This is a genomic window from Micromonospora sp. NPDC005257, from assembly GCF_042872445.1.
Lineage (GTDB): Bacteria > Actinomycetota > Actinomycetes > Mycobacteriales > Micromonosporaceae > Micromonospora.
This window is the reverse complement of the sequence record NZ_JBIAKL010000008.1, coordinates 186233-202258: the sequence shown is the minus strand read 5'-3', so window position 1 is coordinate 202258 and position 16026 is coordinate 186233. Positions and strand designations below refer to the sequence as shown.

Sequence of the window (16026 nt, the reverse complement as noted above, 5' to 3'; positions counted from 1 at the left end):
GAACGGACAGGTGTTCACCATCCGTCGGGAGGAGCCGGACGACGCCGAGGCGATCGCCCGGGTGCACGTCCACGGCTGGCAGGCCGGTTACGCCGGGATCATGCCCGCGGAGGTGCTGAGCCGGCTGAACCCGCGCGCCTGGGCGCAGCGCCGCCGCGACCTCGGCACCGCCGACCCGGAGCACCCGTTCACCACGCTGGTCGCCGAGGACGACGGGGTGATGGTCGGGTTCACCACGTTCGGGCCGTACCGGAACAACCAGGACCGCGGCGACCTCGACCCGGCGCACGGCGAGCTGGTCGCCATCTACCTGGAGCCGGCGCACTGGGGCTCGGGCGCCGCCCGGACGCTGCTCGCGGCGGCCCGCGACGGCCTGGCCGAGCGGGGCTGGACGGCGTACCGGCTGTGGGTGCTGGCCGACAACACCCGGGCCCGCCGCTTCTACGAGCGGACCGGGCACTCACCTGACGGGGACGAGTCCACCTACGCGGTGCCGTTGCACGGTGGACGCGCCCCGATCCTGCTCCGCGAGTTGCGGTACACCGCCGGAGGCTGACCCGGCCGGGACGTCCACGCCCCGCCGCTCACCGCCGGCCGGCGTGAGCCAGCGGCGGATCGGCAGCCCGAGCAGCAGTGCCAGGCTGATCCACACGTACGTGTTGCTGCCGAGGAAGCCGTCCACGCCGGAGAAGTCCTTCTCCCAGGACCAGACGATCCGGCTGCACAGCAGCGCGTACCCGATCACCGCGGCGGCCAGCAGCAGGCGGCGCCGGCGGCTGCGCGCGGGCGCCGCCATGCCGTTGTCGACGAGCAGGATCAGACCCGGCAGCAGCCAGACCAGGTGGTGCACCCAGGTGACCGGGCTGACCAGGCACATCACCGCGCCGGTGAGGGCCAGGCCGGTGGCCTCGTCGCCGGCGGCCACCGCCGCCCGCGACCGCCACGCCCACACCACGAGCGTCAGGAGTACGAGCACCAGCCAGGCGATCGTGCTCGGATGCTGCGGGTCGAGCCGGGCGACCACCCCGCGCAGCGACTGGTTGGAGACGAACGCCAGCTCACCGACCCGGTCGGTGTTCCACAGCGCCTCGGTCCAGAACTCCCGGGAGGCGTCGGGGAAGAAACCGGCCGCCACGAGCGTGGCGACGGCGGCCGCGCCGACGGTGGTCAGCGCGGCCCGCCAGCGGCCGGTGACCAGCAGGTAGACGATGAAGATGCCGGGTGTCAGCTTGATCGCGGTGGCCAGGCCGATGCCCACGCCCGCCCAGCGGCTGCGCGCCGGCAGCAGCCACAGCAGGTCCACCGCCACCAGGAACAGCAGCAGCATGTTGACCTGGCCGAAGTTGACCGTCTCGCGCATCGGCTCGTACGCGGCGGCCAGGCAGAGCGCGACCGCGAGCGCGAACCAACGGGTCCAGCCGGACCGGCGGGCCACCGGGTCCAGCAGCCGCCAGATGACCACGGCGCTCGTCAGCACCGTGGCGGTCACGCTCACCACGATCGCCGCGACCCACGGCAGGTACGCCATGGGCAGCATCACCAGCGCGGCGAACGGCGGATACGTGAAGCCGTACTGGGTGCCGGGGCGCAGGAAGTCGTAGATCTCCCCGCCGTCACGCGCCCAGTACGTCAGCGCGCCGTAGTAGACCTGCAGGTCGAAGAAGCCGTGCCGGACCGCCGCCACGGAGAGGAACACGGTGACCGCCGCGGCGAGCGCGGCCACGGCGACGACCTGCGTGATCGTCCGCCCGGCACCCTGCGCCACAGTCACCCTCCTCGCCCTGCGTAGGCTCACGTGCCATGGCTGCAGGCTACGTCCGGCCCGCGCGTCCCGAGGACGCCGGCGAGATCGCACGCATCCAGCTCGCGACCTGGCGGCTCGCGTACCGCCGGATCCTGCCACGGCACGTGCTCGACAACCTCGACGAGGCGTACCTCGCGCGGCGGTGGAACGCGGCGGTGCAGGAGCCGCCCTCGGGCGCGCACCGGGTGCTGGTCGCCGTCGAACAGGCGGCGCAATCCTATCTGGTGGGGTTCGTCGCCTCCGGTCCGGCCGATTCCGACGCGCTCGCCCCGGACGAGCCGGCCGAGGCGCTCGGATCGGACGTCGCGGCGGTGACCGACCTGCTGATCGAGCCCCGGTGGGGGCGGCGCGGGCACGGCAGCCGGCTGCTCGCCGCGGCCGTCGAGCACTGGCGCGGCGACGGTCTGACCCGGGCGGTGGCGTGGGCGTTCGACGCCGACACGGCGACCCGCAACTTCCTCGGCTCGACCGGCTGGGAGCCGGACGGCGCGACCCGCGCGCTGGACGTGGACGACATGCTGGTCCCCCAGCTCCGCCTCCACGTAGCCGTCTCGGAGGAAGACCTTCCGCCACAGCCCGGTGGCGATCACCCCTGAGGGGGGAGTTCGGCTACCAGCTCGTCGTCCTCGACCGCGCCTGTGGGGTGGAAACCCAGGGACGTGTAGAGAGCGGCGGCGGGCTTGTTGTCGGGGTGGTAGCTGAGGCGGATCGGCTCGCCGGCCTCGGCGAGCCAGTCGGTGAGCGTCCGCACGGTGGCACGGCCCAGCCCTCGGCCCTGCTCGGCGGCGTCGATCACCATTCCGCCGATCCAGCGCGACCCGTCGTCGTCCACTCCCCACATGACGTGGCCGACGACCGTCTCGTCGGCGTAGACGGCCAGCGAGTTCCAGACGTCCGAGCGCATGGTCAGCAGCAGGTAGCGGGCGGCCAGCGCGGCGACGAAGGCACGCTGGTCGTCGCGCGGGGCGACGTCCGCCACGGCCCGCCAGTTGTCGTCGTCCACCGGCCGCAGCGTCACCCGGCGGCCGGCGCGGTCGGAGTGTCCGGAATCGATCATGGAAAGCAGCCTAGGTCCACACCGCCGAGCAGGCCAAACGGTTTCCGGCAGCGGGCCGGGGGCACGCCGCGCGGGTTCAGTCGAGCAGGGCGTCCAGGCCGACCGTGAGACCGGGGCGGCGGGCCACCTCCCGGACCGCGAGCAGCACGCCGGGCATGAAGGACACCCGGTCGTACGAGTCGTGCCGGATGGTCAGCGTCTCGCCCGTGGTGCCGAACAGCACCTCCTGGTGGGCGACCAGGCCGGTGGCGCGCACCGCGTGCACGCGTACCCCGTCGATGTCGGCGCCGCGCGCGCCCGCCACCTCGTCGCGGGTGGCGTCCGGCGCGGGCCCCAGGCCGGCGTCGGCGCGGGCCGCGGCGATCAGCCGGGCGGTGTGGGTGGCGGTGCCGCTCGGCGCGTCCAGCTTGCGCGGGTGGTGCTGCTCGACGATCTCGACCGACTCGAAGTAGCGGGCGGCGCGCGCCGCGAACTGCATCATCAGCACCGCGCCGATGCCGAAGTTCGGGGCGATGACCAGGCCCACGCCGGGACGGCCGGACAGCCATTCGCGCACCTGGTCGAGCCGCTGCCCGGTGAAGCCGGTGGTGCCCACCACGGCGTGGATGCCCCGCTCGACGCACCAGCGCAGGTTGTCCATGACCGCGTCGGGGGTGGTGAAGTCGACGACCACCTCGGCGCCCGCCTGGGCCACCGCGTCCAGGTCGTCACCCTGGTCGACGGCCGCCACCAGCTCCAGGTCGGCGGCGGAGTCGACCGCCTTGCAGACCTCCATGCCCATCCGGCCCCGGGCGCCCAGCACACCGACCCGGGCCGCCGTCCTCTGCTGCTCAGTCACGGGCCACAACCTATCCCAGCGCCCGGTGCGCGGTCCGGCGGACCGGTACGGCGCTCAGCCGGTGACCGTGAAACTGCCGGAGTCGAACGGGCCGACCACGGCCAGCGACATCGGCCGGCCGAGCAACTCGGCCGCCAGGTCGTTCACGTCGGCCAGCGTCACCGCGTCCACCCGGGCCAGCAGGTCGTCCACCGGCATCAGGTTGCCGTAGAGCAGTTCGCCCTTGGCGAGCCGGCTCATCCGCGAGCCGGTGTCCTCCAGCCCGAGCACGAACGAGCCCTTGCTCATCCCCTTGCCCCGGGCCAGTTCCGCCTCGGTGATCCCCTCGGCGGCCACCCGCGCCAGCTCGGCGCGGGTCAGGTCCAGCACCTCGTCCACCTTGCCCGGCGCGCACCCGGCGTAGACGGCGAAGACGCCGCTGTCGGCGTACTGGCTGGCGTAGGAGTAGACCGAGTAAGCCAGGCCGCGCTGCTCCCGGATCTGCTGGAACAGCCGGCTGGACATGCCGCCGCCGAGCACGTTGTTCAGCACGCCGAGCGCGAACCGCCGGTCGTCGGTGCGGTCGATCCCCGGGCAGCCGAGGATGACGTGCGCCTGCTCGGTCTCCTTCGGCTCGACGAGCGTGGTGGCCGGCTTGGTGCGTACCGCCGGGGTGGCCGCCCGATGCGGTGCCGGCGCGGCCGGGTCGGTGTCCAGCGGGGTGCCGCGCAGCGCCTGCCGGACCAGCTTGACCACGGCGGCGTGGTCGAGGTTGCCGGCGGCGGCGATCACGATCTGCGGCGCGGTGTAGCGGCGGCGGTAGAAGCCCTGGATCTGCCGCCGGGTCATCGGCGTGACCGTCTCCTCCGTGCCGGAGATGAGCCGGCCCAGCGGGTGGTCGCCGTAGACGGCGCGGGCGAACAGGTCGTGCACCTCGTCGCCGGGCTCGTCGTCGTGCATGGCGATCTCTTCGAGGATGACGCCGCGCTCGGTCTCCACGTCGGGTGCGGCCAGCACCGAGTCGGCGACCAGGTCGCACATGACGTCGATGGCCAGCGGCAGGTCCTCGTCCAGCACCCGCGCGTAGTAGCAGGTGTATTCCTTCGTGGTGAAGGCGTTCGTCTCGCCGCCCACCGCCTCGATCTGCGCCGAGATCTCCAGCGCGCTGCGCTTGTTGGTGCCCTTGAACAGCAGGTGCTCCAGGAAGTGCGCGGCGCCGGCCTGCGAGCCGGTCTCGTCGCGCGAGCCGACAGCCACCCAGATGCCGAACGACACGCTGCGCATCGCCGGGATCGCCTCGGTGAGCACCCGCAGCCCGCTGGGCAGCACGGTACGGCGGACGGTGCCGCCGAGCGGGTCGTCGGTGAGCGTGCGGGTGACCGCGCGGGCCGCCGAAACCGGCCCGGTCGACGTCACCCCCCGTCCCGTCGAGGCGGCTGACGAACTCACGAGCACCTGCTCTCCGGATGACGAGGAACGGCGGGACGTACGACGGCTCCAGCTCGCGCGGGCGACCTGGAGCCGTGGGCCGGCCCGGGTGACGCGCAGGTCACCCGGGCCGGTCGGTGGATCAGCTGTGCCGGGTACGGCGGCGCGGACGGGAGTCGCCGCCGCCCTCGCCACCCTCGGAACGACGCTCGCCGCCCTCGGAACGACGCTCGCCGCCCTCGGTACGGCGCTCGCGGTCACCCCGGTCGCGCGGGCCACGGTCGCCGCCGCGGTCCCGGCCCGACGGACGGTCACCGCCGCCGGCCCCGCCCTCGGCCGGCGCCTCGGCGCCCTCCGGGCGGATCTTGTCCAGGTAGATCTTGCCGCGGGCGTCGATGTCCGCGATCTCCACCTCGACCTTGTCGCCGACGTTGAGGAAGTCCTCGACCTTCTCGACCCGCTTGCCGTCGCCCACCTTGGAGATGTGCAGCAGGCCGTCGCGGCCCGGCAGCAGCGAGATGAAGGCGCCGAACGCGGCGGTCTTCACCACGGTGCCGAGGAACCGCTCGCCGACCTTGGGCAGCGTCGGGTTGGCGATCCCGTTGATCCGGTCCACAGCGGCCTGGGCCGACGGGCCGTTTGTCGCGCCGACGTAGATCGTGCCGTCGTCCTCGATGGAGATCTCGGCGCCGGTCTCGTCCTGGATCGCGTTGATGGTCTGGCCCTTCGGGCCGATCACCATGCCGATCTTGTCAACCGGGATCTTGACGGTGGTCACCCGCGGCGCGTAGTCCGACATCTCGGCCGGCGTCTCGATGGCCCGCTGCATCACGTCGAGGATGGTCTGCCGGGCCTCGTGCGCCTGCTGCAGCGCGGCGGCCAGCACGTCCGACGGGATGCCGTCCAGCTTGGTGTCGAGCTGGAGCGCGGTGACGAAGTCCCGGGTGCCGGCGACCTTGAAGTCCATGTCGCCGAACGCGTCCTCGGCGCCGAGGATGTCGGTGAGCGTCACGTACTGGGTCTTGCCGTCGACCTCGTCGGAGATGAGGCCCATGGCGATGCCGGCGACCGGCGCCTTCAGCGGCACACCGGCGGAGAGCAGGCCCAGCGTCGAGGCGCAGACCGAACCCATCGAGGTGGAGCCGTTGGAGCTGAGCGCCTCGGAGACCTGCCGGATGGCGTAGGGGAACTCCTCACGCGACGGCAGCACCGGGAGCAGCGCACGCTCGGCGAGCGCGCCGTGGCCGATCTCGCGCCGCTTCGGCGAGCCCACCCGGCCAGTCTCACCGGTCGAGTAAGGCGGGAAGTTGTAGTTGTGCATGTAGCGCTTGCGGTTCTCCGGGGACAGCGTGTCCACCATCTGCTCCATGCGCAGCATGTTCAGCGTGGTGACGCCCAGGATCTGGGTCTCGCCGCGCTCGAACAGCGCCGAGCCGTGCACCCGCGGCAGCACGCCGACCTCGGCGGTCAGCGGACGGATGTCACGCGGGCCGCGCCCGTCGATGCGGACCTGCTCGCGCAGCACCCGGTTGCGGACCTCGGACTTGGTCAGCGACCGGAACGCGGCGGAGAGCTCCTTCTCACGGCCCTCGAACCGGCCGCCCAGCTCCTCGGCGACCTTGGCCTTGATCCGGTCCAGGGCCTCCTCGCGGTCGGCCTTGCCAGCGATCTTCAGCGCCTCGGTGACGTCGGCGCGGGCCACGCCGGCCACCGCGTCGTACACGTCGTCCTGGTAGTCCAGGAACACCGGGAACTCGCTGACCGGCTTGGCGGCCACCTCGGCCAGCTCGCTCTGCGCCCGGCACAGCTCACGGATGGCCGGCTTGGCGGCCTCCAGGCCGCTCGCCACGATCTCCTCGGTCGGCGCGGTCGCGCCCTCGGAGATCAGGGTCACCGCGTTCGGGGTGGCCTCGGCCTCGACCATCATGATCGCGACCTCGCCGTCCGGCAGGGTGCGGCCGGCCACGACCATGTCGAAGGTGGCCCGGGCCAGTTCCTCCAGGGTCGGGAAGGCGACCCACTGGCCGTCCACGTGCGCGACCCGGGTCGCCCCGATCGGGCCGGAGAACGGCAGGCCGGAGAGCTTGGTCGACATCGACGCGGCGTTGATCGCCACCACGTCGTACGGGTGCTGCGGGTCGAGCGCGAGGATGGTCTCGACGACCTGGACCTCGTTGCGCAGGCCCTTGACGAAGGACGGGCGCAGCGGCCGGTCGATGAGCCGGCAGGTGAGGATGGCGTCCTCGCTGGGGCGGCCCTCGCGGCGGAAGAACGAGCCGGGGATCCGGCCCGCGGCGTACATCCGCTCCTCGACGTCCACGGTCAGCGGGAAGAAGTCGAACGACTCGCGCGGGTGCTTGCCGGCCGTGGTCGCGGAGAGGACGACAGTCTCGCCGAGCTGGGCGACGACGGAGCCGGCGGCCTGGCGGGCCAGCCGGCCGGTGGAGAAGGTGATCTCCCGGGTGCCGAAGGCCCCGTTGTCGATCACGGCGGTGCGGGATTCGGTGCCGAGTTTGGTCTCGGTCATGTGCTGTGGTGCTCCTTCGCGTCGTCGGCCGACGACACGGGAACTGCTCAGGCGGCCGGTCTTCGATCGAAGCGCCCGGGATGGCCGGCGTCGTGCCGGGGTTCCCGGGGGCCACTACCGGAGACCGGTGCTGACCGGCTCCCTCTTCGGGTGTCGCGCGGCCGGGTTCTTCGGTGGTACCGGAACGGGGGAGCAGCCAGGCGGCCACTCCCCCGTCAGGTCATCGACGCAGGCCGAGCCGCTCGATGAGCGACCGGTAGCGGTTGATGTCCTTCTTCTGGACGTAGTTGAGCAGCCGGCGGCGCCGGCCGACCAGCAGCAGCAGCCCACGGCGGCTGTGGTGGTCGTGCTTGTGCACCTTCAGGTGCTCGGTGAGCTCCGCGATCCGCTTGGTCAGGACCGCGACCTGCACCTCGGGCGAGCCGGTGTCACCCTCGGCGGTCGCGTACTCCTGGCGGATCTTGGCCTTGGCTTCCTGGTCGAGCGCCATGTTCTCCCTGTTTCGTGGGTCATTCGATGAGGTCCGGAGCGGTCGTGGTGACCGGTGCAACGGACCGGTTCCTCGCACCCGCGGCGTCGTGCAGGCACGCGAGGCCCCCGTCGGTCAGCCGACGTCTTCGTCAGCTTACCAGCCCTCGGGACGGACGGCCGGTCAAGGTGGTCCGGACGGGTCAGAGCACCGCCCGGCGGGTGCGCTCCACGTCCTCGGCCATCTGGGCCACCAGCGGCTCGATCGCGTCGTACCTCCGCTGCTCACGCAGGTGCGCCACGAAGTCCAGGGCCAGCCGCTCGCCGTACAGGTCGCCGGTGAAGTCCAGCGCGTACGCCTCCACCCGCCGCTCCTGCCCGGAGAACGTCGGGTTGGTGCCGATCGACACCGCCGCGGCCAGCGGTTCGCCGTCGCGGCGCACCAGGCGGGCCGCGTACACGCCGTCGGCGGGCACCGCCGCGTACCTGTGGGTCAGCAGGTTGGCCGTCGGGTAACCCAGCTCACGTCCACGCTGATCGCCGCGGACCACCACGCCCTCGACCCGGTGCGGGCGGCCCAGCGCCGCCGCCGCCGCGCCCACGTCGCCCGCGTCGACGCAGGACCTGATGTACGTGGAGGAGAAGACCGTCCCCCCCTCGGCGACCAGCGGCGCCCCCTCGACGGCGAACCCGAAGGTGCTGCCCAGCCGCTCCAGCAGGGGCACGTCGCCGGCGGCCCGGTGCCCGAACCGGAAGTTGTCGCCGACCACCACCAGTGCGGCGTGCAGGTGCTCGACCAGGACGTCGTGCACGAACGCCTCGGATGGCAGCCGGGAGAACTCGACTGTGAACGGCACCACGCAGAGCACGTCCACGCCGAGCGCCTCGATCAGCTCGGCCTTGCGGGCCGGCTCGGTCAGCACCGCCGGGTGCGAGCCGGGGCGCACCACCTCGGCCGGATGCGGGTCGAACGTCACCACCACCGACTTGACGCCCAGCTCCCGGGCGCGCGCCACGGTGTGCCCGATGGTGGCCTGGTGCCCCCGGTGCACGCCGTCGAAGACGCCGATGGTGACCACCGATCGTCCCCCCCCGCCGGGCGCCGCCTCGTACCCCCGCCACCGCTGCATGCCGTTCCTCCCCTGTCCGCCCGCGCGCCGTTCAGGCCGGGGCCAGCACGATCTCCGCGCGGGCCCGACCGTCCCGCTCGCTGACGATAGCGATCAACCCGCCCGCCGGGTCGAAGACGGCGTACGGACCGGCGATCCCGGCCGGCGTCAGCGGCCCGCCGTGGGACAGCACCCGGGCCTCGTCGGCGGTGGCGTCCCGGCGCGGGAAGAACCGCTCGGCGGCGGCGTCCAGCGGCAGGTTCACCACGTCCGGCGCGCGCTCCTCGAGCTGGCCGAGCGTGGCCGCCTCGGCGAGCGTGAACCCGCCCACAGCGGTCCGGCGCAGCGCGGTGAGGTGACCACCGACGCCGAGCGCCGCGCCCGCGTCGCGGGCCAGCGCCCGGACGTACGTCCCGGACGAGCAGGTCACGTCCACGTCCACGTCCACCACGTCCGGGGTGTCCCGGCGGATCGCGCGCACGTCCAGCCGCGACACGGTGACGCGCCGGGCGGGCAGGTCGACCGCCTCGCCGTCGCGGACCCGCTTGTACGCCCGCTGTCCGTTGATCTTGATGGCGCTCACCGCGCTCGGCACCTGGTCGATCTCGCCGGTGAGCGGTGCCAGCGCGGCGCGTACCGCGTCGTCGGTGACGGCGCCGGCCGGGGTGGTCGCGACCACCTCGCCCTCGGCGTCGTCGGTGACGGTGGCCTGTCCCAGCCGGATCGTCGCGGCGTAGCTCTTGCCGGCGCCGATCACGTACGTGAGCAGCCGGGTCGCCCGGCCCACGCCGATCACCAGGACGCCGGTGGCCATCGGGTCGAGCGTGCCGCCGTGACCGACGCGGCGGGTACGGGCCAGCCGCCGGATGCGGGCCACCACGTCGTGCGACGTCATGCCGCCGGGCTTGTCGACCACGATCAGACCGTCTGTGCTCACGACCGCCAAGCCTGCCAGACGGTGCGTGATCGGCCCTGCGGGGGATACCGCCCAGCTTCGGCCGGGTGTCAAGATCGTGCGCCAGCGCCCCGTCTGCCCGGGAAGTCCGATGACCGATCACCGCCCCGCCGCCGGCCCCCACCCCACCGCAGGCCCGTCGGAGGACGAACTGGGACCGGTGCCCGAGTGGCTGCGCCGGCCCGCGCCCGAGGTGCCGCCCGGCCGCACGGACCGGCTGCGCATCGCGCTCGGCGGGCACTCCGGCAAGCTGCTCGGCGGCGTACTCGCGCTGGCGTTGCTCGCGTTCTTCGGGCTCGTCGGCGGCCTCGGTTACCAGGGCTTCCAGCGCTGGCGCGAGCCGGCGGCCGAGCACCCGACGGTGAGCCTGCCGGTCGGCGAGCAGGCGTCCTCGTCGGCGTCGCCGCCACCGGTCGCCGGCCCGTTCGACGGCACTCCGGCGGCCGGCTTCCCGGAGGGCGCGGCCGGGATCACGCTGCCCCGGGCCAAGCGGATCGGCCCGTTCACCGAGAAGCAGGTGGCCGACGCGCTGACCCGGGTACGCAAGGCGCTGATCACCGCGCGGCTGGACCGCACGTTCTTCACCGCGAGGGACCCGGAGCGGCTGGTCCGCCAGTTCGCCCCGGACGCGCGGGCCGGCGTGCGCGACGACTTCCCCACCGGCGAGGCGGGCACCTACGCGACCCGGCCTGCCCCGGGCGCCCGGCTCACCGCCGACCAGCCCCGGGTCAAGGGCCGGATCAACTACCGGGCGACGAAGGACCGGGACGGCATCCGCATCCTGGAGGTGACCACGAACTTCGTCCGGGCGTACGCGTTCCCCACCACCAGCCCCACGCCGGGCGACGGCGTGGTGGTGGTCCACGACACGGTGAAGTGGAGCATCCCGCACCCGGCCGACGTGACCACCGCCTCCGCCGGGCTGTGGATCGAGCGGGCGGACTCGTACACCTCCAACATCGACTGCGCCGCGCTGGACAAGGGGCTGCTGGCGCTCGGCAAGCCGTCCTTCGGCGGTCCGGCCGACCCGGACCCGGACGCGGTCTTCGACCCGGACAAGACAGTCGACCTGCCGGACACCTGCTGACCGGCCCGGCGGGGCCGTGGATGGGCGGACCCGGCTCGTTCAAGCCCTGCTGACCGGTGTCAGCGCACCGCGCCGACCACCGCCCACGCGCCCGAGCGCATCCGCAGCAGCAGGCCGGCCAGCCGCAGCACCACGAACAGCGTCAGCCCGGCCCAGATCCCGCCCAGCCCGAGTTCGAGCCCGTAGGCCAGCCAGATCGCCGGCAGGAACCCGCCGAACGCGCACACGATGGTGAGGTTGCGCAGGTAGCGCACGTCGCCTGCGCCGATCAGCACCCCGTCGAGCGCGAACACCACGCCGCCGATCGGCTGGAGCGCGACGAACCAGGGCCAGGCGGTCATGGCCTGCTCGCGTACCTGGGGATCGGAGCTGAACCACGACGGCACCACGCCGGCGCCGGCGGCGATCAGCACCGCGAACGCCACGCCGCACAGCCCGCCGAGCAGCGCGACGCGGCGGGCCACGAACCGCGCGCCGGCCGCGTCGCCGGCGCCGAGCGCGGCGCCGACGAGCGACTGCGCGGCGATGGCCAGGGCGTCGAGCACCAGCACCGTGAAGAACCACAGTTGCAGGGCGATCTGGTGCGCGCCCACCGCGGCGGCGCCGAAGCGGGCCGCGACGGCGGTCGCGGACAGGAAGCTGGCCTGGAACGCGACACCGCGCACGAGCAGGTCGCGGCTGAGCACGAGCTGCTGCCCGATCACCCGGGGCCGGGGCCGCAGCGAGACCCGCTCGCGCACCAGCGCGCCCGCGAACAGGACGCCGGAGAGCGTCTGCGCCACCGCGTTCGCCACCGCCGAGCCGACCAGCCCGAGCCCGGCCGGGTAGACGAGCAGCGGGCAGAGCACCGCCGAGAGCAGGTTGGGACCGAGCACGAACAGCAGCGGCCGGCGGGTGTCCTGGATGCCGCGCAGCCAGCCGTTGCCGGCGGCGGCGAGCAGCAGGCCGGGCGCGCCGAGCGCCGCGACCCGCAGCCATCCGGCGGCGGCGTCGGCCACCTCGCCCGGGCCGCCGACGAGGGTACGCGCCAGCGCGCCGCCGCCGATGCCGATGGCGACCGCCACCAGCACTCCGGTGGCCAACGCGAGCCAGGACGCCTGCACGCCCTCGGCCACCGCGGCGGCCCGGTCCCCCGCCCCGAAGCGGCGGGCCGAGCGCCCGGTGGTGCCGTACGCGACGACGGTGCCGACCCAGGCGGTCAGCGTCATGACGGTGCCGCCGACGGCGAGCGCGGCCAGCGGCACCCGGCCGAGGTGACCGACCACCGCGGTGTCGACCAGGACGTAGAGCGGCTCGGCGGCCAGCACCACCAGGGCGGGCAGCGCGAGCGCGGCGATCCGCCGGGGTGTGGCGGCGGTGGCGGGGGCGGCAGTCGTGCTCATCGCCGCCGATCCTGGCACGCGCTCAGTAAGGTCCGCAAGCAGCGTGACTACTTACCCACGTCAGCCAGGAGCCGGGCGGCGTCACGCCGCCCGTGCAGGCGCCGCACCGGCAGCCCGGGAGCGTGCTCGGCCAGCGCGGCCAGCACCCGGGGCCGGGAGTCGCGGGGGAAGCGCCAGACATGCGGCAGGAAGTCGAGATCGAGCCGCTCCGGGCAGCCCTCGGGCAGGTCGGGGCGGCGCGCTGCGCGATGTGCCCACCGGCGGCGGACGATCCGGACCAGGCAGCGCAGCCGGGAGGTGTCGCAGAGCACCAGCAGGTCGGCGCGGGGCAGCCGGAGATCGAGGGTGCTCGCGTAGGTGCCGTCCATGATCCAGGCCGGGCGGGCGGCGAGCGCGGCCACCTCGGCGCGGAAGTCGGCCGGGGCGGGGGCGGTCCAGCCCGGGCGCCAGTAGTGGCGGTCGAGGTGGATCAGCGGAAGGTCGAGTCGCCGGGCCAGTTCACCGGCGAGGGCCGTCTTGCCGGCACCGGAGGCGCCGACGACCAGGATGCGTCGCACCGGGCGACGGTAGCGCTGCCGGGCGCGGCGGTCGGTCCCGAGCGGCGGTGACGTCGGCGTCGGGCCACGCGTGCGGCCCGGCCGGCGTCACCGCCGGACGGCGTACGTCACTGACGGGTGTCCATCGAGGTCTGCAGCGCGCGGCGCATCTGCTCGCGCGCCTCGTCGGTGGTGGTCTCGGTCCGCGGCTTGCGCTTGCTGGGCATCTGAGGGTCCTTCCAGGGTGCGGACCGCCGGGACACGGCGGTCCTACGGGCGCCCGGCGCTCCGGATCGGCGCGACGACACATCGCGCCACGACCGGAGGTCGTCGGCGGCTGAACGCCCGGCAGCGGTCCGGGATCACCGGAGCGGCTCGCCTGGCAGCGGGAGCCCGGGTCGGTCTGACCCTGGAGGGAGGCGGGGCCGGGTGCGGCACCACCGCCCGTGACCAGCGCCGCGAAGCGCCGGTCCCGCACCCAAATTAACGTTCACTTTCCAGATGCTGCTCACTGTTCCCGAAATGCGGAAAGATCAATCTCGTCGTCCCGCCTCGGCGAGGGCGGTCAGCGGGCCAGGAAGTGCCAGCCCAGCCACCACCAGAACCCGAACAGGCCGATCCGGCCGACCGGCACCGGGCCCACCTCGTAGCGCATCACGAATGCGCAGACGTCGGCCATCGACGGGATCCGCGAACCCTCCCGGCGCGCGACCCACTCGACGACCGCGAACAGCACGATCGAGACCAGGAACCCGCCGATCGCCAGTGCCCGCATCAACGGCGCACCATTCCCCAGAACGTGGACAGCCACGCGAACCAGGCCGCAGAACGGACCAGGTTGTCCTCCAGCAGCGGATCGGCCAGCCGGGAGAAGGTGGGGAAGTCGTCGCCCGCCGCCATCACGAACGTCGCCCCCTCGAAGACCCCGAAGACGGTAACCGGCACCAGCCACCAGAGCGCGACCGACGGCAACCGGCGCGGTGCCGGACGCCGGGGCACCCGGTTGCTCAGGCCGACCCAGATCAACCCCCCGCCGGTGGTGAGGATGTAGAGGTTCGCCGCGGTCGAGAAGGACGGCATCTGGCCGCCGACCAGGGACAGGCAGATCAGCACCGGCACGGAGACGACCGGCCGGTCCCAGGCCCGGGGCGCCTCGACGGTGAGCTCACGGGGATGATCCATCACCCGATTGTCCTCAGCGTGACGCACGGCGGAAAGCCCGGCACGCGTCGCGATCCCCCGAAAACGCGCCGATCAGCTCACACCTGCGGTCGCCAGCTCGGCGCGGATCCGGCCGACCACCTCGTCGAGCGCCCCCCGCCCCGTGAAACCGGCGGCGAACCGGTGCCCGCCGCCGCCGAGCGCCATCGCCACCCGGCTCACGTCCACCGCGCCCTTGCTGCGCAGCGACACCGCCCATTCCGCCTCGCCCGCCTGCTTGACCACGCAGCTCACGTCCGCCTCGGCCGTGCAGCGCACCGAGTCGATCAGCGCCTCCAGCACGTACGCGGGCTGGGCGTGGCGGGCCAGGTCCGCGCGGGTGGCGTACGTCCAGACGAGGCCGTGCCCGGCAGCGGCCGCCGGTTCCAGCGTGGCCCGGCCCAGCACCTCGCCGAAGAGGCGGACCGCGCCGAACGGACGGGTGTCGAAGACCCGCCGGGAGATGTCGCCGGGCCGGATGCCGGTGGCCACCAGGCGCGCGGCCGTCTCGTGCACGGCCGGGGTGGTCGCCTCGAAGCGGAACGAGCCGGTGTCGGTGGTCAGCGCGACGTACAGCCCGGTCGCGATCTCCGCGTCGACCGTCACGCCGAGCCGGTCCAGCAGTTCCAGCGCGACCACCGAGGTGGCGGCGGCGTGCGGATCGACCAGGTTGATCCGGCCGAACCCGCTGTTCGAGGCGTGGTGGTCGAGCACCAGCGAGCTGCCCGCCGTGTCCAGCCGGCCGGCCAGGTCACCCAGCCGGGACTCGCTCGCCGCGTCGAAGCAGATCACCAGGTCGGGATCAGGGTATGCGTCGTCCTGCGGCACCAGCAGGTCCATGCCGGGCAGCCAGCGGAACGGCTCGGGCACCTCCGGCGGGCCGGGGAAGGTGGCCTGGAGATCACGTACGCCGAGCCGGCGCAGGCCCAGCGCGAAGCCGAGCATGCTGCCCAGCGCGTCCCCGTCCGGGTTGACGTGGCAGATCAGCAGCACCCGCGCGTCGGCGGGGAGGTCGCGTACCGCCGTGACGGCGGCGGCCCACGCGGTCTCGGTGAGCCCGGCGGCCTCGGTCACCGGCGTTCGCCGGCGCGCGGCTCGTCGTCGTCCTCGTCCTCGTCCTCGGTCGAGGCGCCGTCGGCGTTCTCGTCGTCCTCCTCGACCCGGTACGGCTGGGGCTCGCCCGCATACGAGGCCTTGGCGGCCAGCCGCTGCACCTCGGCGTCGGCGGTACGCGCGGCCGCGAGCAGGTCGTCGATGTGCTTGACCTGGTCCTGCACGTCGTCGAGGACGAAGGTGAGCGTCGGCGAGTGACGCAGCCCGAGCGCCTTGCCGACGGTGCTGCGCAGCATGCCGTTGGCGCTCTCCAGCGCGGCGGCGGTGCTCGCCTGGGCCGTCGCGTCGCCGAGCACCGTGTAGAAGACGGTGGCGTCGCGCAGGTCGGCGGTGATCCGGGCGTCGGTGATCGTGATCATGCCGAGCCGGGGGTCCTTGATCTGGCTGCGCACCACCGACGCGACGAGTTCCCGGATGCGCTCCGCGTGCCGGCGAATCTTTGCCTGATCCGTCATGTCCCCCACCTCCGGGATCACCTTTACCCACGACGACGCCGGATCCCCGTGTGATCCGGGTCGTCGGCCGGAGACGGCGGGCGCGTGG

At 73.6% G+C, this 16026-nt stretch carries 17 protein-coding genes; 3 read left to right on the top strand and 14 right to left on the bottom strand.

The features are described from left to right. The first annotated feature begins 10 nt into the window (after nucleotides 1-10). Complete coding sequence (locus ACFYO8_RS18725) at nucleotides 11-556, top strand: GNAT family N-acetyltransferase (RefSeq protein WP_354865611.1); 546 nt, start codon at nucleotides 11-13, stop codon at nucleotides 554-556. Here ACFYO8_RS18725 and ACFYO8_RS18720 read toward each other — a convergent pair. Then, complete coding sequence (locus ACFYO8_RS18720) at nucleotides 461-1765, bottom strand: glycosyltransferase family 87 protein (protein WP_354865613.1); 1305 nt, start codon at nucleotides 1763-1765, stop codon at nucleotides 461-463. The genes ACFYO8_RS18725 and ACFYO8_RS18720 overlap by 96 nt on opposite strands. Nucleotides 1766-1800: 35 nt before the next feature. Between ACFYO8_RS18720 and ACFYO8_RS18715 the strand changes: the two genes are divergently transcribed. Continuing rightward, a complete protein-coding gene (locus tag ACFYO8_RS18715) occupies nucleotides 1801-2400 on the top strand; it encodes a GNAT family N-acetyltransferase (protein WP_354865614.1) in 600 nt (199 codons plus the stop codon). Here ACFYO8_RS18715 and ACFYO8_RS18710 read toward each other — a convergent pair. The 7 genes from ACFYO8_RS18710 to truB form a co-directional block, all read right to left on the bottom strand. Further along, a complete protein-coding gene (locus ACFYO8_RS18710) occupies nucleotides 2391-2861 on the bottom strand; it encodes a GNAT family N-acetyltransferase (protein ID WP_354865616.1) in 471 nt (156 codons plus the stop codon). The genes ACFYO8_RS18715 and ACFYO8_RS18710 overlap by 10 nt on opposite strands. Nucleotides 2862-2937: 76 nt before the next feature. Then, complete coding sequence (gene dapB, locus ACFYO8_RS18705; RefSeq protein WP_357707708.1) at nucleotides 2938-3699, bottom strand: 4-hydroxy-tetrahydrodipicolinate reductase; 762 nt, start codon at nucleotides 3697-3699, stop codon at nucleotides 2938-2940. A 54-nt stretch (nucleotides 3700-3753) separates the two neighbouring features. Continuing rightward, a complete protein-coding gene (locus ACFYO8_RS18700; RefSeq protein WP_355094203.1) occupies nucleotides 3754-5094 on the bottom strand; it encodes a pitrilysin family protein in 1341 nt (446 codons plus the stop codon). A 154-nt stretch (nucleotides 5095-5248) separates the two neighbouring features. Continuing rightward, nucleotides 5249-7633: a polyribonucleotide nucleotidyltransferase gene (locus ACFYO8_RS18695; RefSeq protein ID WP_387257361.1), complete on the bottom strand. Its 2385-nt coding sequence runs from the start codon at nucleotides 7631-7633 to the stop codon at nucleotides 5249-5251. Nucleotides 7634-7853: 220 nt separating this feature from the next. Further along, nucleotides 7854-8123 carry a 30S ribosomal protein S15 gene (rpsO, locus tag ACFYO8_RS18690; protein ID WP_013284678.1) on the bottom strand — a complete coding sequence of 90 codons (270 nt, stop codon included), beginning with the start codon at nucleotides 8121-8123 and terminating at the stop codon, nucleotides 7854-7856. A gap of 181 nt (nucleotides 8124-8304) precedes the next feature. Continuing rightward, a complete protein-coding gene (locus ACFYO8_RS18685) occupies nucleotides 8305-9231 on the bottom strand; it encodes a bifunctional riboflavin kinase/FAD synthetase (RefSeq protein ID WP_387257359.1) in 927 nt (308 codons plus the stop codon). A gap of 31 nt (nucleotides 9232-9262) precedes the next feature. Next, complete coding sequence (gene truB, locus ACFYO8_RS18680; protein WP_354865630.1) at nucleotides 9263-10147, bottom strand: tRNA pseudouridine(55) synthase TruB; 885 nt, start codon at nucleotides 10145-10147, stop codon at nucleotides 9263-9265. Nucleotides 10148-10256: 109 nt separating this feature from the next. Here truB and ACFYO8_RS18675 point away from each other — a divergent pair, with 109 nt between their 5' ends. Next, the gene (locus tag ACFYO8_RS18675; RefSeq protein ID WP_354865632.1) at nucleotides 10257-11252 is read left to right on the top strand and encodes a hypothetical protein; all 996 of its coding nucleotides are present in this window, start codon (nucleotides 10257-10259) and stop codon (nucleotides 11250-11252) included. Between the two features lie 59 nt (nucleotides 11253-11311). Here the strand turns inward: ACFYO8_RS18675 and ACFYO8_RS18670 are convergent, their stop codons facing one another. The 6 genes from ACFYO8_RS18670 to rbfA all read right to left on the bottom strand — a co-directional run bounded on the left by ACFYO8_RS18670 (nucleotide 11312) and on the right by rbfA (nucleotide 15938). After that, complete coding sequence (locus ACFYO8_RS18670; protein WP_354865634.1) at nucleotides 11312-12634, bottom strand: MATE family efflux transporter; 1323 nt, start codon at nucleotides 12632-12634, stop codon at nucleotides 11312-11314. A gap of 47 nt (nucleotides 12635-12681) precedes the next feature. Continuing rightward, nucleotides 12682-13191: an adenylate kinase gene (locus ACFYO8_RS18665; RefSeq protein WP_354865636.1), complete on the bottom strand. Its 510-nt coding sequence runs from the start codon at nucleotides 13189-13191 to the stop codon at nucleotides 12682-12684. Nucleotides 13192-13735: 544 nt separating this feature from the next. After that, nucleotides 13736-13945: a DUF6186 family protein gene (locus tag ACFYO8_RS18660; protein WP_354865637.1), complete on the bottom strand. Its 210-nt coding sequence runs from the start codon at nucleotides 13943-13945 to the stop codon at nucleotides 13736-13738. Next, entirely contained in the window at nucleotides 13945-14352 is a 408-nt protein-coding gene (locus ACFYO8_RS18655; protein ID WP_354865639.1) for a hypothetical protein, read from the bottom strand. Before ACFYO8_RS18655 ends, ACFYO8_RS18660 begins: the two co-directional genes overlap by 1 nt. 72 nt (nucleotides 14353-14424) lie before the next feature. Next, complete coding sequence (locus ACFYO8_RS18650) at nucleotides 14425-15444, bottom strand: bifunctional oligoribonuclease/PAP phosphatase NrnA (RefSeq protein ID WP_354865641.1); 1020 nt, start codon at nucleotides 15442-15444, stop codon at nucleotides 14425-14427. Next, a complete protein-coding gene (rbfA, locus tag ACFYO8_RS18645; RefSeq protein ID WP_354865643.1) occupies nucleotides 15441-15938 on the bottom strand; it encodes a 30S ribosome-binding factor RbfA in 498 nt (165 codons plus the stop codon). Before rbfA ends, ACFYO8_RS18650 begins: the two co-directional genes overlap by 4 nt. Nucleotides 15939-16026 lie beyond the last annotated feature (88 nt).